Consider the following 22,015-nt stretch of genomic DNA (forward strand, 5'->3'; position numbering starts at 1 on the left):
TTGGCCAACCGGCGGTCACACTAGCGAGGGGGTGGGCACTCGTCAACGCGGTCGGCGGGGTCGGTGGCAACCGAACCGCGGCGGTGGAATTCGGCCCGGTCCGCGGATTCCGGCGACGGGTCTTGACACCCGGTCAATTCAGAGTTGAAAGTTCGGCGTGGGAATTTCACAGGTTCCCCACGACCGTGCCAGGAAGAGGTTCGGGTTCTCCATGAAAGATGTTGCGGCAGCTCCGACGAGCAGTATGGGAGCGCTCCCACCAGCCCTTTCCGGGTCGTTGGAGCCCGAATGGGTCGACGAGGTGCTCCTGCGCGGCCCGGGCGGCGAGCCCTGCCTCTTCTTCGGCGCCGACGCCCCGGTCACCCGGGACGGGCTGCGCCGGCTGGTCCGGGAGCGGCAGGCGGCGCTGGGCGCGGCCGGGCTGCGCCGGGGCGGGTCGGCGGCGATCCGGTTGGCGCCCTCGCTCGAACTGGTCGTCCAGCTGCTGGCCTGCTGGCGGACCGGGGCCCGGGCGGCGCTGCTCGACCACCGGCTGACCCCGTTCGAGGCCGAACGGGCGCTGGAGCGGCTGGCGCCGCAGGTGGTGGTCACGGCCGAGCACCCGGTGCCGGGCGGCCCGCCGCGCGGCCACCACCCGCAGCGCGCGGTGGTCACCGCCCGGCCGGGGCGTCCGGCCGAGGGGCCGCACGCGCTGGTGCAGCTCAGCTCGGGCTCGACCGGCCCGGCGAAGGTGATCGGGCGGACGGCGGCCGACCTGGTCGCCGAACTCGACCGGTACGCCCGGATCGACGGGGTGCCGCGGGCGGGCGAGCGGATGGTGTCGCTGGCCTCGCCGGTGCACGTGCTGGGTCTGGTCGGCGGCCTGCTGCACTGCCTGCACGCGGGCGTCCGGCTGGCCTTCCCGGACCGGGTGACGGCGCGGGGCGTCCTGGACGCGGTCGCGGCCGGCCCCGAGCCGACCACCCTGCTGGGCGTGCCGTTCCACCTGGAGCTGCTCGGCTGGCTCCCGGACCCGCCGCGGCTGCCCCAGCTCACCGGCATGACCACCGGAGGCGAGCCGGTACGCGCCGAGCTGCACGAGGCGTTCGTCGACCGGTACGGCGTCCGGCTGGGCTCCATGTACGGGATGACCGAGGTCGGCGTGATCGCCACCGACCTGCACGGGGCGCACCGCCCCGAGCTGACGCCCGCGCCGGGCCTGGGGGTGCGGGCGGTGGACGGCGAACTGCTGGTCACCGCCGCGCGCTCGCCGTACCTGGACGGGGCCGGGGCGGATCGCTGGGCCGACGGCTGGCTGCGCACCCGGGACGGCGGGTCGGTGGACGCCGCCACCGGGCGGGTCCGGGTCCGCGGGCGGCTGGACTCGCAGGTGTCGGTCGGCGGGCTGAAGGTCGACCTGACCGAGGTCGAGCACACCGTCCTGGCGCTGCCCGGGGTGGAGTCCGCGGTCGTCCTGCACGGCTCGGTGATCGAGGCGTACCTGGTGCTGGCCCCCGGCGGCACCGCGGCCCGGGTCGAGGAGCAGTTGGCCGAGCGGCTGGCGGCGTACAAGCGGCCCCGGCTGCTGCACGTGCTCGACCGGATGCCGCGCACGGCCACCGGGAAGCCGGTGCGCGAGCGCGCGGTGCTGGCGGCGGCCGCGGCCGCGGGGCGCTGACGCCCCGTCCCCACCGACTTGTCCGATCCATCGATGAAGGCAGAAGAGGAAGGAACGGCGATGTCCATCGAGACCGCGCCCCTGGCGGAGATCCGCGCGTTCGTGCTGTCCGCGCTGCGCGAGATGAACTACGACACCACCGACGTCGACGACGACACCCGGCTCGGCCCGGCCGGCGCGGACCTGGAGTCGCTGGCGCTGGCCGAACTGGGCGTCCGGGTGGAGGAGCGGTTCGGCGTCCGGTTCGACGACGACGAGGCGGAGCTGCTGGGCACCATGACGGTCGGCGAGTTCGGCGCGGCGGTGGCCGCCCGGCTGGGGTCCGCGGCGGCGGGGCGCTGACCGTGGCGGAGACGGCGCGGGAGGAAGTGGTGGCGCTGCTCGCGGAGTTCGGCGGGCGGACGCCGCAGGAGGTGCCGGAGCGGGTCGACTCGATGGAGCTGGCCTGGCTGGCACACGTGCTGGAGCAGCGGCACGGGCGGCGGTTGGACGACGACACGCTGTCCCGGATCGCCACCGTCTCCGACGCGGCGCGGCTGCTGGAGGGGCTGCGGGCCGCCGAGCGGTAGCAGCGGGGTGCAGCGGGGGTGCAGCGGGTGGAACCGGCTCCGTACGGCCGGTCCCCGTCCGCGTGCGCACCGGAGAGCGCGGGAGACCGCGGCACGGTCAACGGCCCTGCGGGGCGCAGCCAACCAGGGAGGTGATCGACGGTGACCGGCACCGTACTGACGGCCCGTCGGGGCCCCCGGACCGTGGTGGTCGGCGGGATGGGGGTGCTGAGCGCGTTCGGGCGGGGGGTGGGGCCGCTGCTGGCGGCGGCGCTGGCGGGGCGGGCCGGGTTCGGGCCGGTGGGGCGGTTCGAGGTGGCGGGGCGGCGGGTGGACCGGGCCGCGCTGCACCCCGGGGAGCCTTCGCTGGCACGGGAGTTGGACCGGGCGGTCGACGAGGCGTGCGGGGCGGCGGGGCTGTCCGCGGCCCGGCGGGCCGGGTGTCCGCTGTACCTGGCGGTGCACGGCGATCCGGCGCTGGCCCGGGCGGCGCCGGTGCGGCGCGCGGAGCACGCGGTGGAGGCGTTCGCGGCCGGGGTGGCCCGGCGGGCGGGGCTGGCCGGGGGCGGCCGGGCGTACACCTCGGGGTGCACGGCCTCGGCGGACGCGGTGGCGGACGCGGCCTCGGCGGTGGCGCGCGGGCGGGCGGAGCGGGTGGTGGTGGCGGCCGGGTACCTGGTGGAGGCTGACCAGTTCGCGGTGTTCGACGCGGGCGGGGCGCTGGCCCGGGACGGGCGGGTGCGCCCGTTCAGCGCGGGCCGCACGGGGCTGCTGCTGGGGGACGGGGTGGCCGCGGTGGTGCTGGAGTCGGCGGACGCGGCGCGGGCCCGGGGCGCGGAGCCGTTGGCGGTGCTGGCGGGGTGGGGCCGGGCGGGCGACGCGCACCACGTGTGCCGGCCGCGACCGGACGGGGCGGGGCTGGCCCGGGCGGTCGGGGCGGCGCTGCTGCGCGGCGGGATCGGTCCGGAGCGGATCGGGTACGTGAACGCGCACGGCGCGGGCAGCGTGCTGGGCGACCGGGCCGAGGCGGCGGCGCTGCTGCGGGCGTTGGGGCCGGTGGCGGCGCGGGTGCCGGTCTCCTCGTCCAAGTCGGTGCACGGCCAGGCCCTGGAGGCCGGGGCGCTGCTCGAACTGGTGGTCACGGTGGCCGCGTTGCGGGCGGGGCGGCTGCCGGTGAACGCGGGCCTGCTGGGGCCGGACCCGGAGTGTCCGCTGCACCTGGTGCGGGCGTCCGCGGGCTCCGGGGCGCTCGGTTCGCCGGGCGGTTTCGCGCTGAGCCTGAGCACGGCCTTCGGCGGCGCGAACACGGCGCTGCTGGTGGGCGTCCCGTGAGCGCGGCGGGCTCCCCGGCCCTCGCGTACCCGGAGCTGTGGCGGGTGGCGGCGGAGCTCGGGCTGCGGGTGCTGGCCGCCGGGCGGTGGCCGCAGTCGACGCAGGACGCGGACGCGGCGCCGCCGGTGCTGCCGGGGTTCGCCGGGTCCTCGTTCAGCCCGCTGGCCGCCGAGGCCGCCCGACGCTGCCTGGACGCGCACGCGTCCGGCTCCGGCATCGGGTCGCCGGTCACCGCCGTGGTGGTGGCCAGCGCGCTGGGAGACGTGGCGGGCGCGGTGCGGGTGGCGGAGGCGGTGGACGGCGGGGACCGGTTGGGGCCGCTGCTGTTCTTCCAGGCCGTGCCGAACGCGGTGGCCGGGCACCTGGCGGCGCGCCGGGGCCTGACCGGCCCGGTGGTGTGCGTCGGTGGCGTGCGCTCCGGGTTCGAGGTGGCCGAGGTGCTGCTCGCGGACGGGGACGCCGAGCTGGCGCTGCTGGTCCTGGTCGAGCAGGCGGCCGGGCCGGGCGGGGCGGACCGGGCCGCCGCCGTCCTGCTGGCCCTGCAGGAGCACTGTCCCACTCACCGTCAACTGGAGGGAGCACGGCCATGAGCACAGCCCTGGGCGCACCCGTGGGCACGGACGTCGCGGTCACGGTCACCGGGATGGGCGTGGTGACGCCGGTCGGCGGGAGCGCCGCGGCGGTGTTCGACGCGATGTGCGAGGGCCGGTCGGGGCTGCGCCGGCCGGAGCCGGACGGGCCGTTGGCCGGGTCGCTGGAGGTGGCGGGGTTCGCGCCGCCGATCGATCCGGTGTCGGTGCTGCCCGCGCCGGAGACCCGGGTGGTGGACCGGTACATCGTGATGGCGCTGCGGGCGGCGGCGGACGCGCTGGCGGACGCCGGGATCGTGGCGGGCCGGGACGTGGACCCGTACCGGATCGCGGTGGTGCTGTCCGGGACGGGCGGGCTGGCGACGCTGGAGTCGCAGGTGGTGGCGCGCACGGAGCGCGGACGGCTGGGGGTGAGCCCGTACCTGCTGCCGGGGATGCTGCCGAACATGGCGGCGGCCCGGGTGGCGATCGGGCACGGCATCCGGGGCTACAGCTCCTCGGTGGGGACGGCGTGCGCGGCGGGGGCGCAGTCGGTCGCGGAGGGGTGGCGGCTGCTGCGCGAGGGCCTGGCGGACGTGGTGGTGGCGGGCTGCTCGGAGGCGCCGCTGTTCCCGACGCTGGCCGACACCTTCGCCAACGCCCGCGCGCTGGCCCGTGGTTGGGCCGACGACCCGGCGGGGGCGAGCCGTCCGTTCGACCGGCGGCGGGGCGGCCTGGTGCTGGGCGAGGGCGCGGGCGTGCTGGTGCTGGAGCGGGCCGCGCACGCGGACGGCCGGGGCGCGGCGGGGTACGCGGACGTGCTGGGCTGGGGGGCGACCAACGACGCGCACCACCCGACCACCCCGCACCCGGACGGGGACGGCGCGGCGGCCTGCATGCGGCTGGCGCTGCGCAGCGCGGGCCTGGCGCCCGGGGACGTGGGGTACGTGAACGCGCACGGCACCGGCACCCGGCTGGGCGACCGGGCGGAGGCCTCGGCGGTGCGCCGGGTATTCGGGGCGGACGGGCCGCCGGTGAGCGCGACCAAGGCGGTCACCGGCCACCTGCTGGGCGCCTCGGGGGTGGTGGAGACGGCGGTGTCGGTGCTGGCGCTGCGGCGCGGGCTGCTGCCGCCGACGCACAACCTGGACGATCCGGACCCGGAGTGCGCGCTGGACCACGTCCGCGGGGGGCCGCGTCCGGCGCCGGGCGTCCGGTACGCGGTCGCCAACTCGTTCGGGTTCGGCGGCCACAACGTGAGCCTGGTGCTGGGGCCGGCGAGCACCCGACTGGCCCGGCCGGTCTGACCGACTTCCTTGCAGGACACGCAATCTGACGCACCGTCGGCGAAGAGAAGGAACTGCTACGCAATGGATTTCCTCGATCTCGACCACGTCGAGTTCCACGTGGGGGACGCACGCCAGGCGGCGTACGTGCTGTCCGCCGGGCTCGGTTTCCGCCTGCTGGCGCAGGGCGGGCCGGAGACCGGCCTGCCGGGGCAGCGCAGTCTGCTGCTGGGGCAGGGCGGCTGCCGGGTGCTGCTGACCTCGGGCCTGGAGCCGGGGCACCCGGCGGCGCGGTACGTCGCCCGGCACGGCGACGGGGTGGCGGTGCTGGCGTTCGGCGTCCGGGACGCGGCGGCCGCGTACGCGGCGGCGGTGTCCGGCGGGGCGCTGGGGCTGGAGCCGCCGCGGGAGCGCGGCGGGGTGGTGACGGCGGTGGTGTCGGGGTTCGGCGACGTGGTGCACCGGCTGGTGGAGCGGCCCGGCGCGGGCGGGGGGCTGCTGCCGGGGCTGGCCGCGCTGCCGGGGGCGACCGCGCTGCCGGTCCCTGAGCCGGGGCCGGAACTGGTGCGGGCGATCGACCACGCGGCGGTGTGCGTGCCGGACGGGCAGTTGGACGCCACGGTGGCGTACTACTGCGGGGCGTTCGGGTTCGAGGTGGTCTTCGAGGAGTACATCGAGGTCGGCCGGCAGGGCATGTTCTCCCGGGTGGTGCAGAGTCCGTCGGGCGGGATCACCCTGACGCTGATCCAGCCGGACGGGGCGCGCGAGCCGGGCCAGGTGGACGACTTCCTGGCCTGGCACGACGGCCCCGGCGTGCAGCACCTGGCGCTGTCCTGCGGCGACGTGGCGGCGGCGGTGGACGCGATGGCGGCGCGCGGGGTCGGGTTCGCGCCGACGCCGGACGCCTACTACGACACCCTGGCGACCCGTCCGCCCGAGCGGCTGCGCAGCCGCGGGATCCTGCTGGACCGGGACCACTGGGGCGAGCTGTACCAGATCTTCGCGACCTCGCTGCACGTGCGGCGGACGTTCTTCTGGGAGCTGATCGAGCGGCACGGCGCCCGCACCTTCGGCACCGCGAACATCCCGGCGCTGTACGCGGCCAAGGAGCGCGAGCTGGCGGCCCTGCGGGTGGCGGCGGTGACCCGGTGAGCACCGAGGCGCTGCGGTTCGAACTGACCGCCGGGGAAATGGAGTTGCTGCCGAGCGCGGCGGACGTCGCGTTCTACGCGGAGCACGGCTGGTACCTGGCGCCGAAGCTGTTCACGGACGCCGAGGTGGACGCCCTGGCGGCGGCCGCCGAGGCGTACTACGCGGGGGCGCGCAGCCGGGAGCTGCCGGTGCGGCCGCCGCGGCTGGCGGCCTGGAAGCCGTCGGACGGGCCGGTGCAGCGGCACAACGACTACGTGCACTACGAGAGCGACCCGATCGCGCGCGTGCTGTGCAAGCCGCTGCTGGGGGCGGTGGCGGCGCTGCTGGCGGGGGCGTCGGAGATCCGGGTGTTCCAGTCGACGCTGATCCTGAAGCCCGCGGTGGCGGGCGAGCCGAGCAACGTGGTGCCCTGGCACATCGACAAGCACTACTGGTCGACCTCGAGTTCGGAGCGGATGCTGACGGCGTTCGTCCCGTTCCACGACTGCGACGAGGAGATGGGCACGCTGACGGTGGTGGACGGCAGCCACCGCTGGCGGGAGGTGGGCCGGGAGGACTCGGTGACCCGGCACTTCGCGGACCGCGACCGGGACGACCTGGAGCGGCTGCTGGCGGTGAACGCGGCGCACAACGGCGCCGAGGTGCGCAAGGTGCCGCTGGTGATCCCGAAGGGGCACGTGTCCTTCCACCACTGCCGCACGTACCACGGCTCGGGCCCGAACGTCAGCGGGCGGCCGCGCCGGGCGGTCTCCTTCCACCTGCAGGACGGGGCGAACGAGTACCGGCGCTTCGCGCTGTCGGACGGCAGCGCGGCGGTGTACAACCACGACGCGCTGGTGCGGCGGCTGCCGGACGGGCGGCCGGACTACGCGGACCCGGAGTTCTGCCCGGTGCTGTGGCGCTCCCCCGGGGCGGGTCGCGATGACGGCTGACGCGGATCCGGGCCCGGACCCGGGTGTGGACCTGGACCTGGACTTGGACTTGGACCTGGACCTGGACCTGTACCGGACGGTGGCGCTGGTCCGGGGCTTCGAGCGGCGGGCGGTGGAGCTGGTGCGGGCCGGGGTGGTGCCGGGCGGCATCCACCCGTGCACGGGGCAGGAGGCGGTCGCGGCGGGCGTGTGCGCGGCGCTGCGGCCGGACGACCTGCTCACCTCCACCCACCGCGGGCACGGGCACGTGCTGGCGAAGGGCGCCGACCCGGCCCGGATGATGGCCGAACTGGCGGGCCGGGAGCCGGGGTTGAACCGGGGCCGGGGCGGATCCATGCACGCGGCGGACTTCTCGCTGGGCGTGCTGGGCGCGAACGCGATGGTGGGCGCGGCGGTGCCGATCGCGGCGGGTGCGGCGTGGGCGCTGCGCCGGGCGGGCTCGGACCGGGTCGCGGTGGCGTTCTTCGGGGACGGCGCGGTGAGCCAGGGCGTGGTGCTGGAGGCGTTCAACCTGGCGGCGCTGTGGCGGGTGCCGGTGGTGCTGGTGTGCGAGAACAACGGGTTCGCGACCTCGATGCGGACGGCGGACGCGGTGGCGGGCAGCGTCCTGGGCCGGGCCCGGGCGTTCGGCATCCCGGCGCGGGCGGTGGACGGGACGGACCCGCGGGCGGTGCTGGCGGCGGCGTCCGAGGCGGTGGCCCGGGCCCGGGCGGGCGGCGGTCCGACGCTGCTGGAGTGCGCGGTGTACCGCTTCGACGCGCACCACACCTGGGAGCACACGGCGCGTCCGGGCTACCGTTCGGCGGCCGAGGAGGCGGCGGGCCGGGCCCGGGACCCGCTGGAGGTGCAGGGAGCCCGGCTCCCGGCCCGGCTGCGGGCGCGGATCGACGCGGAGCTGGACGAACTGCTGGACGCCGCGGTGGAGTTCGCCCGCGGCGCGCCGCACCCGGATCCGGCCTCGGCGCTGGAGCACCTGTACGCGACCGCGCCGGAGGTGGGCTGAGGTGCCGAAGCTGTCGTACCTGAAGGCGTTGAACCGGGCGCTGGGCGACGAGATGGCGCGCGACGCGTCGGTGTGCGTGCTCGGCGAGGACGTCCGGGTCGCGGTGTCGAACGTGACGGCGGGGCTGGTGAAGCGGTTCGGGCCGGAGCGGGTGCTGGACACGCCGATCTCGGAGCAGGCGTTCACCTCCTTCGCGACGGGCGCGGCGCTGGTGGGACTGCGGCCGCTGGTGGAGTTCCAGATCCCGTCGCTGCTGTTCCTGGCGTTCGAGCAGATCGCCAACCAGGCGCACAAGGTCTCGCTGATGTCGGGCGGCCGGGCGCGGGTGCCGGTGACGTACCTGCTGCCGGGCTCGGGCTCGCGGGAGGCCTGGGCGGGGCAGCACTCGGACCACCCGTACGGCCTGTTCGCGCACGTGGGCGTGAAGACGGTCGTCCCGGCCACCCCCTCGGACGCGTACGGGCTGCTGCTGTCGGCGCTGCGCGACGACGACCCGGTGGTGGTGTTCGCGCCGGCGGGGGCGCTGGGGGTGCGCGAGGACGTGGACCCGGCGGCGCTCGGGCCGGTGCCGCTGGGCCGGGGCCGGGTGCACCGGGCGGGCACGGACGTGACGGTGGTCGCGGTCGGCCACCTGGTGCACGAGGCGCTGGCGGTGGCGGAGGAGCTGGCGGGGCGCGTCTCGGTGGAGGTGTTCGACCCGCGCACCCTGCACCCGCTGGACCGGGCGGGCCTGGCGGCCTCGCTGCGGCGGACCGGGCGGCTGGTGGTGCTGGACGACTCCAACCGCTCCTGCGGGTTCGCCGCGGAGGTGCTGGCCACGGCCGCCGAGGGGCCGCGGCTGCGGGCCGCGCCGCGCCGGGTGACCCGCCCGGACGGGGCGGTGCTGCCGTTCGCCCCGGCGCTGGACCGGGCCTGCCAGCCGGGTCGGACCGGTCTGCTGGCGGCGATCGGAGAGGTGACGGGCGTGAGCGTGAGCGTGAACGCGGGCGTGAACGCGAGCATGGGCATGATCGTGATCGAGGAAGGCGGCAGGACGTGAGGGACACCGGTATCAGGGCGCGGCTGGCCGCCGACCCGGGGCTGGGCACGGGCAACGTGCTGACCTCGCTGCTGGCGCACGGCGCGGACCCGGATGGGCCGGGCGCGGCCTTCGACGTCCCGGTCGACGGCTTCCCGGCCGGGCACGGGCTGACGCTGGGCCAGTTGCGGGACCGGGTCGCGGCCCGGGCGGCCTGGTGGCACGGGCGGGGCGTCGGGCCGCGCGACCCGGTGGCGCTGTACGTGTCGGGGTCGGCGGACTGCCTGCTGAACTTCCTGGCGCTGACCTGGCTGGGCGCCGTCCCGGCGCTGCTGAACCGGCACCTGCCGGGCGACGTGGCGGCCGAGTACGTGCGGCGGCTGCGGGCGACGGCGCTGCTGACGGACGCCGAGCACCGGGAGCGACTGGCGGGAGAGGAGGTGGGGGTGGCGCTGCACGCGGACGCGGCCGGTCCGGGTGGCGGTGATCCGGCGGCGGCGCCCGCCCCGTACCGGCACCACGCGGACGACCCGGTGGTGATCACGCACTCCTCGGGGACGACCCGGATGCCCGCGGCGGTGGTGCACTCGCACGCCAGTCTGTTCGCGGCGGTGAAGCTGTTCCGGCTGGCGGCGCCGCGGGCCCGTGGCACCGAGCGGATCCTCAGCGCGCTGCCGGCCGCGCACGCGGCGGGCGTCTCCACGCTGAACCTGGCGCTGTGCCACCGCAGCGAGGTGCTGTTCCTCTCCGCGCAGGACGGCGACGGGGTGCTGGCGGCGATCGAGCGCTGGGAGCCGACCGGGGTGTTCGGCTTCGCCGCGACCTGGGCGCAGCTGGCCCGGTACGACCTGACGGAGCGTCGGTTGTCGTCGGTTTCGCTGTGGTTCAACACCGGTGACTGCGCGCACGAGCCGCACGTCCGCCGGCTGGTGGCGGCCGGGTCCCGGGTGACGGTGACCCGGGAGGGGGTGCGGCGGGTGCCCGGCTCGCACTTCGTCGACGGCCTGGGCTCCACCGAGATGGGCCACTCCGCGTTCCACCTCACCCACGGCCCGGACACCGAACGGTACGGGCGCTGCGTCGGCGTGCCGCACGGTTTCGCCGAGGTCGCGCTGCTGGACCTGGCCACCGGCCGGGAGGTCCCGGTCGGCGAGGTCGGCCACTTCGGCCTGAAGGCGCCGACGCTGGCGCCCGGCTACTGGAACGACTCGGCGGCGACCTACCGCAACCGGCTGAACGGCTACTACCTGACCGGCGACCTGCTGTACCGCGACGCGGAGGGCTACTACTTCCACGTCGACCGGGCGGTGGACGCCGTCGACCTGGGCGGCGGCGAGTGGCTGTACACGGCACTGAGCGAGGAGCGCATCCTGACGGCCTGCCCGGACGTGCTCGACTGCACGGTGGTGTCCCTGCGCGTACCGGACGGCGAGGGCCCGGTGGTGACGGACGTACTGCTGGCACTGCGCCCGGACGCCGACCCGTCCGTCGACCGGACCCCGGCCGTCCGGGCGGCACTGACGCCCGCGGCGGCGGCGACCCTGCGCGCGGTGCTGGTGATCGGCGAGGAGGAGCTGATCCTCGGGCCGACCGGCAAGGTCCGCAAGTTCCTGATGCGACAGCGGCACCGGGCCGGGGCGGCTGGGGCGGTTGGGGCGGTTGGGGCGGTTGGGGCGGTTGGGGCGGTGACGCCGTGACGGGCCCCGCCGAGCGGATCGAGGCGGCCCACGTCGAGGACGGTTCGGCCGTCGGCGAACTGTGCCCGCGCACGGTGGAGGTACCCCGCGCCGAGGACGGTTCGACGGTTGACGAACTGTGCCCGCACGCAGCCGAGGTGCCCCATGCCGGCCACGGTTCGGCCGACGGCGAACTGTGCCCGCGCACGATCGAGGTCTCCTTCGCCGGGCACGGTTCGGGCGTCGGCGAACTGTCCTGGGGCATGTGGGAGATCTGGCACGCCATGGTCGCGCAGCGCAACTCGCTGCCGATCGGTGGCACCGCCGCCCTCCCGGTGAGCAGCACGGTGGAAGCGGTGGTGGCGGAGCTGCGCTACCTGATGGGCCGCTTCCCGTCGATGCGCACCCGGCTGCGCTTCGGCCTGGACGGGCACCCGACGCAGGAGCTGTTCGCGTCCGGCCGGATCGGGCTGGAGGTGTACGACGCGTCCGCCGGGGAGGATCCGGCCGCGTTGGCGGCGCGGGTCGAACTCGCCTACCGGGAGCGGCCGTTCGACCACGCGACGGAGTGGCCGGTGCGGATGGCGGTGGTACGGGCGGGCGGCCGTCCGACGCACCTGGTCAGCATCATGAACCACCTGGTGACGGATGCCGCGGGCGGGGCGATCATGCTGCGCGAGGTGCGCGAGCGGGCCGACGGTCCGGTGGTCGGCCTGCAGCAGTTGGAGCAGGCGGCCTGGCAGGGCTCGGCGGCCGGGCTGCAGCAGAACGCCCGGGCGCTGCGCCACTGGGAGCGGATCCTGCGCGCCGTCCCGGCCCGCCGCTTCGCCCCCTCCACCGATCCGCGCCACCCCCGGCACTGGACGGGCGAGTTCCGCTCCCCCGCCCTCCCGCTGGCGCTGCCCGTGGTCGCCGCCCGCACCGACGGCGATCCGCGCACGGCGCTGCTCGGGCTGTACGCGCTGGCGCTGCGCCGGATCGGCGCGGCCGAGCCGGTGGTGCTCCGGCCGGTGGTCAACAACCGCTTCCGCTCGGTGATCGGCGAGACGGTCTGCATGGCCGCCCAGGCGGGCATCGCCGTCCTGGACGTGGGCGACGGCAGCGTTCCGGCCGCCGTCGCGGCGGCCCGGGGCGCGACTCTGGCGGCGTACAAGCACGCGTACTTCCACCCGGAGCGGCTGAAGGAACTCATCGCCCGGATCGCGGCGGAACGCGGCGAGGAGGTGGACGTGCAGTGCTTCTTCAACGACCGCAGCACGCTCGGCGCCGCGACGGCCCGCCCGGCCGCCACCCCGGAGGAACTGCTGGCCGCCCGGGCCCGCAGCACCTTCCGCTGGGTGCGCCGCACCGACCTCGCGGGGCGGATCCTGCAGTCCCAGTTCGAGGACGCGCCGGAGGGGCTGCTGATGGAGGTCCTGACCGACACCCACCACGTCTCCCCCGCCGACGCCGAGACCCTGGCCCGCACGGTGGAGGAGCTGGCGGTGGAGGCCGCGCTCGGCTTCCTGGCGGCGGACCCGGTTACGGACGCGAGCCCGGACACGGGCGTGGGGGCGGGGGTGCCGCGATGAGGTCCCCGCGCGTGCGTCCCGCCCTCGCGCACCCGCACCCGCGTCCGCGTCCGTACTCGCGTGCGCGGCGGAGGTGGGGCCGGTGACCTCGCTCTTCGCGGTCTCCGACCACCTGCCGTCCGGCCGGGTGCCGATCGAGGTGCTGGGCGCCGAGCTCGGGCTGACACCGATGCAGGTGCGGATCTTCCGCCGCTACCACGGGCTGGGCGAGGTCAGCCGGGACGAGGGCGGCAGCCTGCTGGACCTGCTGCGCGGTGCGGTCGCGGGGCTGGCGGCGCTGCGCGGCCGGGAGCACCTGGTGCGCTACGTGCTGCACGCCCGCTCCTTCCCGACCGTCGTCCCGTACCCGCACGATCCGGTGCGGGAGCTGTGTGCGGAGCTGGGGCTGGACGCGGGGGTTCCGGTGTTCTCGGTGGGCCACCACGCCTGCGCCTCGGGCCTGTTGGCGATCGACGCGGCGGGTCGGCTGCTGGCCGCGGACGGCGATCCGGACGCGTTGGCGCTGGTGCTGGCCGGGGAGAAGGCGTTCACGCCGGAGGCCGCGGCGGTGCCGGGCAGCTCCTTCTTCGGCGAGGGCGCCGGGGCCTGTCTGGTCTCGGCGTCCGGCGGGCGCGACCGGGTGCTGTCGTACGCCGTCGACCTGCGCGGCGAGTTCGACACCGTCGCGGACCGCGCGGAGTTGGAGTCGGAGTTCCAACGGATCTACGGCGAGGCGCTGGCGGCGGTGGTGCGCGCGGCCGTCGAGCGGGCCGGGCTGTCGCTGGAGCGGGTCACGGCCGTGCTGCCGCACAACGTCAACCGGGTGGCCTGGCACCAGGTCTGCCGGGTCCTGGGCTATCCGCGCGAGCGGGTGGTGCTGGAGCACGTGCCGACGGTGGGGCACGTGTTCTGCGCCGACCACTTCCTCAACCACCGCACCGCCCGGCAGCGCGGCCTGCTGCAGCCGGGCGAACCGTACGTGATGGCCGCGGCGGGCGCCGGACGCGGTGCGACGTTCGCGGCCATGGTCCTCCAGCACTGACCACCCCCCGTTCGAAGGATTCCTCCCGATGACCTCCCCTACCGAACCGACCTCCCCCACCCAACTGATCTCCGCCATCTGCGCGTTGCTGCCGGTCGTGCTCAAGCGCGAGGTCTCCGGCGCGGACGCGGACACCGAGCTGCTCGACGCCCTCGGGCTGAACTCCACCACCGGCCTGGAACTCGTCCTGGAGCTGGAGGAGCGCCTCGGCCTGGAGATCAGCGTGGAGGACCTCGGCCGGGACGACTTCACCACCGTCGGCTCGCTCGCGGCGTACGTCGCGGACCACCTGCTGGCGGACGCGTGAGCACCCGCGTCCTCCTCCCGCCCGGCGCGGCCGCGTCCTCCTCGCACCCGTCCTGGGGCGTGCGCCGGGCGGCGCGGCTGGCCTTCCCGGAGCCGTCCGCGCTGGCCGCCGACCCGGTGCACGCGGCCCGGCTGCGGCGCTACCTGACCGACCTGCTCGCCCCGTACGGTCTGCGCCCCGACCCGGTCGTCACCGGTCAGTCGTACGGGGAGATGGCCGAGGAGCTGATCCGGGCGGTCGTCCCGGCGGGTGAGCAGGTGGACCTGCTGGTGCTGGCGCACTCCGTGCCCGACCTGGCGCCGGGGCGGGCCACGGCCTGCCGGCTGGGCCACGTCTGCCCGGGCCGGCCGCTCTCCTTCGCCGTCACCGACCAGGGCGGTGCGGCCGCGTCGGCCGCGCTGCGGCTGCTGGCGGCGTACGCGGACTCGGCCGGGCTGCGGCGGGCGCTGCTGCTGGTGGTCGAGCAGGACCGGCTGCCGTACGACCCCGGCGTGCCGGTCGCGCTGCCCGCGGCCAGCCGGGGCGTGGCGCTGCTGTTCGGCGATCCGCTGCCGGGCGAGCGCCCGCTGCGGGTCGACCCCGCCGCCACCGCCGCCGCCGTCCGGCCGGGCGCCGGTCCGTGGTGGGAGCTGGCGGGGCAGGAGCTGGCGGGGCGGGTGGCCGCCCGGTGACCGCGCCCGCCACGCCGCTCCGGCTGACCGACTACCGGGAACCGGCGTACCGCCGACTCACTGACTCGGTGCGCGACTTCGTCGAGGGCGGGGCCGGTGACGAGCGGGCGCTCGGCGCGGACCGGCGGGCCTTCGCCCGGGTCTCGCTGCGGCCCCGGGTGCTGGTCGACGTCTCGGCGCCCGACACCGCCACCGAGCTGCTCGGCAGCCCGCTGGCCACCCCGGTCGGCGTCGCCCCCACCGCGTACCACCGGCTGCTGCACCCCGACGGCGAGCTCGCCACCGCCCGCGGGGCCGGGCGCGCCGGGGCGCTGTACGTGGTGAGCGTGTTCGCCTCCCGCACCCTGGAGGAGATCGCGGCCGCGGCGGACGGTCCGCGCTGGCTGCAGCTGTACTGGCTGCGCCGCCGGGACGTGCTGGCGGGCCTGGTCGAGCGGGCCGCCGCGGCCGGGTACCGGGCCCTGGTGCTGACCGTGGACGCCCCGTACCTGGGCCGCCGCCACCGGGACGCCCGCAACGGCTTCGCGGTCCCCCCGGACGTCCGGGCCGTCAACCTGGACCCGGCCCTGATGGCCGCGGCCCACCGCTCCGCCCCCGGCCGATCGGCGCTCGCCGCGCACACCGCCGAGGCGGTCGACCCGGGCGTGACCTGGTCCGACCTGGCCTGGCTGCGCGCCCGCAGTCCGCTGCCGCTGGTCCTGAAGGGCGTGCTGACCGCCGAGGACGCCCGGCTGGCGGTCCGGCACGGTGCCGACGCGATCGTCGTCTCCAACCACGGGGGACGCCAACTCGACCGCGCCCCGGCCGGGTTGGACGTCCTGCCGGAGGTGGTCGACGCGGTCGCCGGGGCCTGCCCGGTGCTGTTCGACGGCGGGGTCCGCAGCGGCGCCGACGCCTACGCCGCGCTGGCGCTGGGCGCGCGGGCGGTGCTGCTGGGCCGTCCCGTCCTGTGGGGCCTGGCGGCCGGCGGTGCGGACGGCGTGGCCGGGGTCCTCGACCTGGCCACCGCCGAACTCGCCCACACCATGGCGCTCACCGGCCGCCCGACCCTCGCCGCCCTGGACCGCGGCGCCGTCTCCTTCGCCCCCGCCACCGCCCGGTGACCGCCCAGTGACCGCCGACCCCCGGGACACCGTCCTGCTCCACCTCGTCCCCGATCCCGGCCCCGGCCTGCCCCTGGCCCCGCTGCTCGCCGACCTCTCCCCCGCCGAACGGCAGCGCGCCAACGCCTGCCGCGACCCCGACACCCGCCGCCGCTACGTCCTCGCGCACGCCGCCCTGCGCCGTCTGCTCGCCGAACGGCTCGGCACCGCCCCCGCCGAACTCCGTTGGCAGCACGGCCCGCACGGCAAACCGTCGCTCCCCGGCGACGCGCCCCGGTTCAACCTCTCGCACTCCGGCGCCTTCGCCCTCGTCGCCCTCTCCCCCGTCCGCCCGGTCGGTGTCGACCTCCAGCGCGTCCTGCCCGCCACCGACCCCGTCGCCCTCGCCGCCCGCTACTTCCCGCCCGCCGAGGCCGACCACCTCCGCGCCGTCTCCGACCCCGCCCGGCGCGCCGCCCTCTTCGCCCGCCTCTGGTCCCACAAGGAGGCCCTGGTCAAGGCGCACGGCGGCCGCCTCCTGCAGGGCCTGCGCGTCCCGCTCCACGGCCCGCCGCCCCCCGAGGACGCCTGGTCCCTCTCCTACCGCGTCACCGACGCCCCCGCCCCGCCCGGCCACCACGCCGCCGTCGCCCTGGCCGGCACCGCCCCGTTCCGCACCACCCTCCGCCGCTGGAGCTGGAGTTGACTCGTCCGCGGCTCCCGCACCGGCCACAGGTCAGTCCGGTAGCCAGTGCAGTTCGTGCGCCAGGGCTTCGGCGACGGCGCGGACGCGGCGGTGCAGGGGTGTCTGCTCGCGCGGGAGGACCAGGTGGTACGTCAGGTCGGGCGCGCCGCGCAGCGGGCGCCAGGTGAGGCCGGCCGGTTGGGCCGTGGTGGCGGTCTCTCCGGCCGGGGCGAGGGTGAGTCCGTCGCGCAGGTCGCGCTGGGACATGTCGTAGGAGACGGCGGCCGTGCGGAAGCGGGGGTGCGGTCGGACGTCCCGGAACAGCGCGGACAGCTGGTCGTGGACCAGGGGGTTGGCCGTGCGGTCCGGGAGTCGCAGCGGGTACGCGGCCGCGTCGGCGACCTCGATCTCCGCGCGTGCGGCCAGCGGGTGGTGCTGGGCCAGTTGGACCCCGGTGCGGGCGCGTCGCAGCAGGAGGCGGCGCACGCCGGGGGCGGGCTGTTCGCCGCGGGTGATCCCGGCGTCGAGGCGGCCGTCGGCGACGGCGGGGGAGATCTCCGGTGTCGCCATCGGGACCGCGCCGACCTGGAGGCCGCCGTTGCCGCGGGTCAGCCGCTCCACCAGGGCCGGTGCCGTCCCGGCCCCGGCGCTGAGGCTGTATCCGATGCGCAGCGTGCCCAGTTGCCCGGCCGCCGCGCTCCGGGCGCTCTCCCAGGCCCGGTCGAGGGCCGCCAGCGCGGGCGGCGCGGACTCCGCGAGGGCCGCACCGGCCGCGGTCAGGGCGACACTGCGCGTGTCGCGGACCATCAGGGCGGTGCCGAGTTGCGCCTCCAGCCGGCGCATCCGGGCGCTGAGCGCGGGCTGGGCGATGCCGATCCGGGCGGCCGCGCGGGTGAAGTTCAACTCCTCGGCCAGCACCAGGAAGTAGCGCAGGCTCACCGTGTCCGGCGCCACGCGCCCTCCCCCGCCGATTGATAACGGTCCGTTCTGAGCCTATCCCGCACCGGTCTTTCCCCCGACGGCGCGTCACGTCCTAGCCTGCCCGTGCGGGATCGATCGGTCCGCGCGTCGAGGCGAGGCCGGACGGGTCCGGCCCGACCACCGGAGGTTTCCGTGGCCAAGGGCTACTGGGTCAGTGCCTACCCCGTCGTCTCCGACCCCGGGGTGCTGGCCGCCTACAACGAGCTGGCCCGGGCGGCCGTCCGGGCCGCGGGCGGGCGGACGCTGTCCCGGGGCGGCCGGGTCGTCGCCCGCGAGGCCGGAGCCGCGCAGCGCGTCGTCCTGGTCGAGTTCGACAGCTTCGAGCGGGCCGTGGCGGCGTACGGGAGCGAGGCCTACCGGAAGGCGCTGGCGGCCCTTCCCGACGGCTTCGCGCGGGACTTCCGCATCGTCGAAGGCGTCGACTGACCGGCGGACCCGGCGGGCCGGACCCGACGGACCCGGCGCCACCGGGTCCGTCGGGGGCGCTCAGTCGCGGAGTTCGGCGGGGAGCAGTTCCTGCGGGGCGTCCTGGTAGGTGACGGGACGCAGCCAGCGGTGGACGGCGGCGGTGCCGACGGAGGTGGCGGGGGTGGTGGCGGCGGGGTAGGGGCCGCCGTGCTGCATGGCGGGGGTGACGGCGACGCCGGTGGGCCAGGAGTTGAGGACGAGGCGGCCGGCCAGGGGGGTGAGCCGGGCGAGGAGGGGGCGGGTGCGGGCGGGGGGTTCGTCGGGGGCGTGGTGGAGGGTGGCGGTGAGGGTGCCGGGGAGGCGGGTGAGGGCGGCGTGGAGGTCGGTGTCGTCGTGGTAGCGGACCAGGACGGTGAGCGGGCCGAAGCACTCGTCGAGGAGGTCGTCGTGGAGGTCGGCGGCGGCGACGGCGAGGATGCCGGGGCGGACGGCGAGGGGGGCTTCGGGGGTGGGGGCGGGGCCGGGGGCGAGCAGGACCTCGACGCCGGGGAGGGCGGCGCGGTGGGCGGCGCCGGTGAGGTAGGCGTCGCGGATGCGCGGGTCGAGCAGGGGCGCGGCGGGCACCTGGGCGGCCGCGGTGACGGCGGCCTTCTCCAGGGCGGGGTGTCCGGCGGGGACGAGGACAAGGCCGGGTTTGGTGCAGAACTGGCCGTGGCCGAGGGTGAAGGAGGCGGCGAGGCCGGTGCCGATCCGTTCGGGGCGGGTGACGGCGGCGCGTTCGGTGACCAGGACGGGGTTGAGGCTGCCGAGTTCGCCGTGGAAGGGGATCGGGCGCGGGCGGGCGGCGGCGAGGTCGTGCAGGGCGCGGCCGCCGTGCAGCGAGCCGGTGAAGCCGACGGCGGCGGTGAGGGGGTGCTGGACGAGGTGGGTGCCCGCGGTGAAGCCGTGGACGGTGGTGAGGACGTCGGCGGGCAGGCCGACGCTCTCGGCGGCGCGGCGCAGCAGGCGGGCGCAGAGTTCGCCGGTCTCGGGGTGGCCGGGGTGGGCCTTGACGACGACGGGGCAGCCGGCGGCGAGGGCGCTGGCGGTGTCGCCGCCGGGGACGCTGAAGGCGAGCGGGAAGTTGCCCGCGGCGAAGACGGCGGCGACGCCGAGCGGGGCCTTGGTGCGGCGCAGGTCGGGGCGGCCGGTGGCGGGGTCGGCCCGGTCGATCCGGACGTCGAGGTGGCCGTCGTCGGCGGCGGTCTCCGCGAAGGTGCGCAACTGGTGGGTGGTGCGGGCGAGTTCGCCGGTGAGGCGGGTCTCGCCGAGGGCGGTTTCGGCGTCGGCGGCGGCGAGGACCTCGGGGTGGGCGGCGTCGAGGAGGTCGGCGGCGGCGTGCAGCAGGGCGGCGCGGCGGTGGCGGTCGGCGAGGGCGTCGAGGGTGCGGTGGGCGGCGGTGACGGCGCGGTGGACGTCGGCGGGTCCGGCTTCGCGGGCGGGGTGGGCGCGGACGGTTCCGGTGCGCGGGTCGGTGCTGGGGACGGGGGCGCCGGGGCGGGGTTCGGCGGTCATGGCGCGGGCCTCCTCGTGGGGCGGCGGGGTCGGGTAGCGTCCGGTAGCGCGGCGGGGTGCGGTCGGCCGCGGGGCCGGACGGTCCGGCGACCCTCACCCGTTCAGCCACTTGTTCAGTATGCTGAACGACAGTCAACTATTTGAACTTCGCGGGACGATACGCCGCGGGACAGAAGGGGTCAAGGATGCCCTCGCCGACCAACGCCGCCCGGGGCGGCACCAGCCCGGGCGGCGGCGCCCAGGTGAAGTCCGCCGTGCGGACGGTGGAGCTGCTGGAGTACTTCGCCGGCCGGCCCGGCATGCACAGCCTGGCGGAGGTGCAGGAGCAGACCGGCTACCCGAAGTCGAGCCTGTACATGCTGCTGCGCACGCTGGCCGAGCTGGGCTGGGTGGAGACGGACGCGACCGGCACCCGGTACGGCATCGGGGTGCGGGCGCTGCTGGTGGGCAGCTCGTACATCGACGGGGACGCGGTGGTGGCCGCGGCCCGTCCGGCGCTGGACGTGCTGGCGGAGGACACCGGGGAGACCATCCACCTGGCCCGGCTGGACGGGGCGAACGTGGTCTACCTGGCGACCCGCCAGTCCCAGCACAGCCTGCGGCCGTTCACCCGGATCGGGCGGCGGCTGCCCGCGTACTCGACCTCGCACGGCAAGGCGCTGCTGGCGACGCTGGGCGACGAGGCGGTGCGGCGGCTGCTGCCGGAGCGGCTGGAGCCGCTGACCGAGCACACCCACACCGACCGGGAGGAGCTGATCCGGGAGCTGGCCGAGGTGCGCGCGCGGGGCTACGCGGTGGACCGGGAGGAGAACACGCTGGGGCTGCGCTGCTTCGGCGTGGCGATCCCGTACCGCACCCCGGCCCGGGACGCGGTGTCGGTGTCGGTGCCGGTGGCGCGGCTGACGCCGGGCCGCGAGCAGACGATCCGGGACGCGCTGTTCGACGCCCGGGACCGGCTGACCCTGGCCACCCGGCACCTGTGACGCCCGCCCCGCGGCGCCGCTGACGCGGCGTCATGTACCTTTCGGCGCCCCGCACCCCGCGTGCGGGGCGCCGTCGCGTTCCGGTGCCGGACGCCTTGACAGGGGTGCACCGCCTCCCTAGGTTGCGGACACGGATGCGACCGTCGTTCACAGACATGAACCGAAACGGCGCCCGGCCGCACGCGTGCACCCCACCCGACAGCTCGACGAGGAGCCCCGTCATGCGCCTGCCCCGCTCCGTCCGCACCACCGGACCGCTGCTCGCCGTCACCGCCCTGTGCGGTTCGCTGGCCTGCGTCCCGCCCGCCCACGCCACCGACCTCGGCCACTCCGTGCTGGCCGCGAAGGACGGCTGGGCCTCCGCCACCACCGGCACCACCGGCGGCGCCAAGGCCGACGCCGCGCACACCGTCACCGTCTCCACCCGGGCCCAGCTGGTGGCCGCGCTGGGCGGCAGGAACTCCACCAACGGCTCCGACGCCACCCCCAAGATCGTCTACGTCTCGGGCGTCATCGACCTCAACACCGACGACTCCGGCAAGCACCTGGACTGCTCGGCGTACGCCACGGACGGCTACTCGCTGCCCGCGTACCTGGCCGCCTACGACCCGAAGGTCTGGGGCACCGCGGCGGTGCCCTCCGGCGCCCTGGAGGACGCCCGCGCCGCCTCGCAGAAGAAGCAGGCCGACAAGGTGCAGATCAACGTCGGCTCGAACACCACCGTCGTGGGCGTCAACGGCGGCACGCTGCGCGGCGGCGGCCTGGTGGTGAAGAACGTCGACAACGTGATCGTCCGCAACCTGTCCTTCGAGAACGCCGCCGACTGCTTCCCGCAGTGGGACCCGACCGACGGGTCCACCGGCAACTGGAACTCCGAGTACGACGCGATGACCGTCTACGGCGCCACCCACGTCTGGGTCGACCACGACACCTTCTCCGACGGCGCCGTCCCGGACTCCAGCCTGCCGACGTACTTCGGCCGGATCTACCAGGTCCACGACGGGCTGCTGGACGTGGTCAAGGGCGCGGACTACGTCACCGCCTCCTGGAACGTGTTCAGGAACCACGACAAGACCAACCTGATCGGCAACAGCGACAGCGCCTCCGCGACCGACGCGGGCCACCTGCGGGTGACCTTCCACCACAACCTGTGGCAGAACACCGTGCAGCGCGCGCCCCGGGTGCGCTTCGGGCAGGTGGACGCCTACAACAACTACTACGCGCCGACGGCCGGGGACTACGAGTACAGCATCGGGGTCGGCAAGTCCTCGCAGATCGTCGCGCAGAACAACTACTTCGCGCTGCCCTCCGGCGTCACGGCCGCCAAGGTGCTCTACAACTGGGGCGGCACCGCGCTGACCGCGAGCGGCAACTCGGTCAACGGCACCACCACCGACCTGGTCGCCGCCTGGAACGCCGCCAACTCCAGCAAGCAGCTGGGCACTTCGGCGGGCTGGACGCCCACCCTGCGCACCGCGGTGGACCCGGCGAACGCCGTCCCGGCGAAGGTCACGGCGGGCGCGGGGGCCGGTCGGCTCTGAGTTCCGCCGCCCACCGCACGGGCCCCGCCGGGAGGACC

The 22,015-nt window shown here is 76.4% G+C and carries 22 protein-coding genes; 20 read left to right on the forward strand and 2 right to left on the reverse strand.

The window, feature by feature from the left end:
• The first annotated feature begins 277 nt into the window (after positions 1–277).
• The 17 genes from ACFY00_RS15875 (at position 278) to ACFY00_RS15955 (ending at position 16,531) form a co-directional block, all read left to right on the forward strand.
• Positions 278–1,657, forward strand: coding sequence for a class I adenylate-forming enzyme family protein (locus ACFY00_RS15875; RefSeq protein ID WP_388031653.1), 1,380 nt, complete (start codon positions 278–280; stop codon positions 1,655–1,657).
• A gap of 60 nt (positions 1,658–1,717) precedes the next feature.
• Positions 1,718–1,999, forward strand: a complete 282-nt coding sequence (locus tag ACFY00_RS15880; protein WP_285737253.1) for an acyl carrier protein — start codon at positions 1,718–1,720, stop codon at positions 1,997–1,999.
• 2 nt (positions 2,000–2,001) lie between these two features.
• Positions 2,002–2,226 (forward strand): acyl carrier protein, encoded by a 225-nt coding sequence (locus tag ACFY00_RS15885; protein ID WP_388031656.1) that lies wholly within the window; start codon positions 2,002–2,004, stop codon positions 2,224–2,226.
• A 141-nt stretch (positions 2,227–2,367) separates the two neighbouring features.
• Complete coding sequence (locus tag ACFY00_RS15890; RefSeq protein WP_388031659.1) at positions 2,368–3,537, forward strand: beta-ketoacyl synthase N-terminal-like domain-containing protein; 1,170 nt, start codon at positions 2,368–2,370, stop codon at positions 3,535–3,537.
• Complete coding sequence (locus tag ACFY00_RS15895; RefSeq protein WP_388031661.1) at positions 3,534–4,127, forward strand: beta-ketoacyl synthase chain length factor; 594 nt, start codon at positions 3,534–3,536, stop codon at positions 4,125–4,127. Before ACFY00_RS15890 ends, ACFY00_RS15895 begins: the two co-directional genes overlap by 4 nt.
• Positions 4,124–5,413 carry a beta-ketoacyl-[acyl-carrier-protein] synthase family protein gene (locus tag ACFY00_RS15900; protein WP_388031663.1) on the forward strand — a complete coding sequence of 430 codons (1,290 nt, stop codon included), beginning with the start codon at positions 4,124–4,126 and terminating at the stop codon, positions 5,411–5,413. The genes ACFY00_RS15895 and ACFY00_RS15900 overlap by 4 nt, the downstream gene beginning before the upstream one ends.
• A 63-nt stretch (positions 5,414–5,476) precedes the next feature.
• Positions 5,477–6,544, forward strand: a complete 1,068-nt coding sequence (hppD, locus tag ACFY00_RS15905; protein WP_388031666.1) for a 4-hydroxyphenylpyruvate dioxygenase — start codon at positions 5,477–5,479, stop codon at positions 6,542–6,544.
• Positions 6,541–7,476, forward strand: coding sequence for a phytanoyl-CoA dioxygenase family protein (locus ACFY00_RS15910; RefSeq protein ID WP_388031669.1), 936 nt, complete (start codon positions 6,541–6,543; stop codon positions 7,474–7,476). Before hppD ends, ACFY00_RS15910 begins: the two co-directional genes overlap by 4 nt.
• Complete coding sequence (locus ACFY00_RS15915; protein ID WP_388031672.1) at positions 7,466–8,479, forward strand: thiamine pyrophosphate-dependent dehydrogenase E1 component subunit alpha; 1,014 nt, start codon at positions 7,466–7,468, stop codon at positions 8,477–8,479. Before ACFY00_RS15910 ends, ACFY00_RS15915 begins: the two co-directional genes overlap by 11 nt.
• A 1-nt stretch (position 8,480) precedes the next feature.
• Entirely contained in the window at positions 8,481–9,518 is a 1,038-nt protein-coding gene (locus ACFY00_RS15920) for an alpha-ketoacid dehydrogenase subunit beta (protein WP_388031674.1), read from the forward strand.
• Positions 9,515–11,194, forward strand: coding sequence for a class I adenylate-forming enzyme family protein (locus tag ACFY00_RS15925; RefSeq protein WP_388031675.1), 1,680 nt, complete (start codon positions 9,515–9,517; stop codon positions 11,192–11,194). The genes ACFY00_RS15920 and ACFY00_RS15925 overlap by 4 nt, the downstream gene beginning before the upstream one ends.
• On the forward strand, positions 11,191–12,744 hold the full coding sequence (locus ACFY00_RS15930; RefSeq protein WP_388031678.1) for a hypothetical protein: 1,554 nt from the start codon (positions 11,191–11,193) through the stop codon (positions 12,742–12,744). The genes ACFY00_RS15925 and ACFY00_RS15930 overlap by 4 nt, the downstream gene beginning before the upstream one ends.
• An 82-nt stretch (positions 12,745–12,826) precedes the next feature.
• On the forward strand, positions 12,827–13,765 hold the full coding sequence (locus ACFY00_RS15935; RefSeq protein WP_388031680.1) for a 3-oxoacyl-[acyl-carrier-protein] synthase III C-terminal domain-containing protein: 939 nt from the start codon (positions 12,827–12,829) through the stop codon (positions 13,763–13,765).
• A 28-nt stretch (positions 13,766–13,793) separates the two neighbouring features.
• On the forward strand, positions 13,794–14,072 hold the full coding sequence (locus ACFY00_RS15940) for a phosphopantetheine-binding protein (RefSeq protein ID WP_388031682.1): 279 nt from the start codon (positions 13,794–13,796) through the stop codon (positions 14,070–14,072).
• Complete coding sequence (locus tag ACFY00_RS15945) at positions 14,069–14,743, forward strand: hypothetical protein (RefSeq protein ID WP_388031685.1); 675 nt, start codon at positions 14,069–14,071, stop codon at positions 14,741–14,743. Before ACFY00_RS15940 ends, ACFY00_RS15945 begins: the two co-directional genes overlap by 4 nt.
• The gene (locus tag ACFY00_RS15950; RefSeq protein WP_388031688.1) at positions 14,740–15,846 is read left to right on the forward strand and encodes an alpha-hydroxy acid oxidase; all 1,107 of its coding nucleotides are present in this window, start codon (positions 14,740–14,742) and stop codon (positions 15,844–15,846) included. The genes ACFY00_RS15945 and ACFY00_RS15950 overlap by 4 nt, the downstream gene beginning before the upstream one ends.
• Positions 15,847–15,853: 7 nt before the next feature.
• Entirely contained in the window at positions 15,854–16,531 is a 678-nt protein-coding gene (locus ACFY00_RS15955; protein ID WP_388031690.1) for a 4'-phosphopantetheinyl transferase family protein, read from the forward strand.
• Positions 16,532–16,561: 30 nt separating this feature from the next.
• Here ACFY00_RS15955 and ACFY00_RS15960 read toward each other — a convergent pair whose 3' ends face one another.
• Entirely contained in the window at positions 16,562–17,464 is a 903-nt protein-coding gene (locus tag ACFY00_RS15960; RefSeq protein ID WP_388031692.1) for a LysR family transcriptional regulator, read from the reverse strand.
• A gap of 159 nt (positions 17,465–17,623) precedes the next feature.
• Here ACFY00_RS15960 and ACFY00_RS15965 point away from each other — a divergent pair, with 159 nt between their 5' ends.
• A complete protein-coding gene (locus ACFY00_RS15965; RefSeq protein ID WP_388031693.1) occupies positions 17,624–17,917 on the forward strand; it encodes a DUF1330 domain-containing protein in 294 nt (97 codons plus the stop codon).
• A 60-nt stretch (positions 17,918–17,977) separates the two neighbouring features.
• On the opposite strand, the gene ACFY00_RS15970 is transcribed toward ACFY00_RS15965, so the two are convergent.
• Positions 17,978–19,453, reverse strand: a complete 1,476-nt coding sequence (locus ACFY00_RS15970; protein ID WP_388031695.1) for an aldehyde dehydrogenase family protein — start codon at positions 19,451–19,453, stop codon at positions 17,978–17,980.
• A 185-nt stretch (positions 19,454–19,638) separates the two neighbouring features.
• Between ACFY00_RS15970 and ACFY00_RS15975 the strand changes: the two genes are divergently transcribed.
• Together ACFY00_RS15975 and ACFY00_RS15980 are read left to right on the forward strand one after the other, a co-directional pair.
• The gene (locus ACFY00_RS15975; RefSeq protein ID WP_388031698.1) at positions 19,639–20,436 is read left to right on the forward strand and encodes an IclR family transcriptional regulator; all 798 of its coding nucleotides are present in this window, start codon (positions 19,639–19,641) and stop codon (positions 20,434–20,436) included.
• A 221-nt stretch (positions 20,437–20,657) separates the two neighbouring features.
• A complete protein-coding gene (locus ACFY00_RS15980) occupies positions 20,658–21,977 on the forward strand; it encodes a polysaccharide lyase family 1 protein (RefSeq protein ID WP_388031700.1) in 1,320 nt (439 codons plus the stop codon).
• Positions 21,978–22,015: the final 38 nt, after the last annotated feature.

The sequence above is a fragment of the Kitasatospora sp. NPDC001540 genome, assembly GCF_042894345.1.
GTDB classification, from domain to species: domain Bacteria; phylum Actinomycetota; class Actinomycetes; order Streptomycetales; family Streptomycetaceae; genus Kitasatospora; species Kitasatospora phosalacinea_C.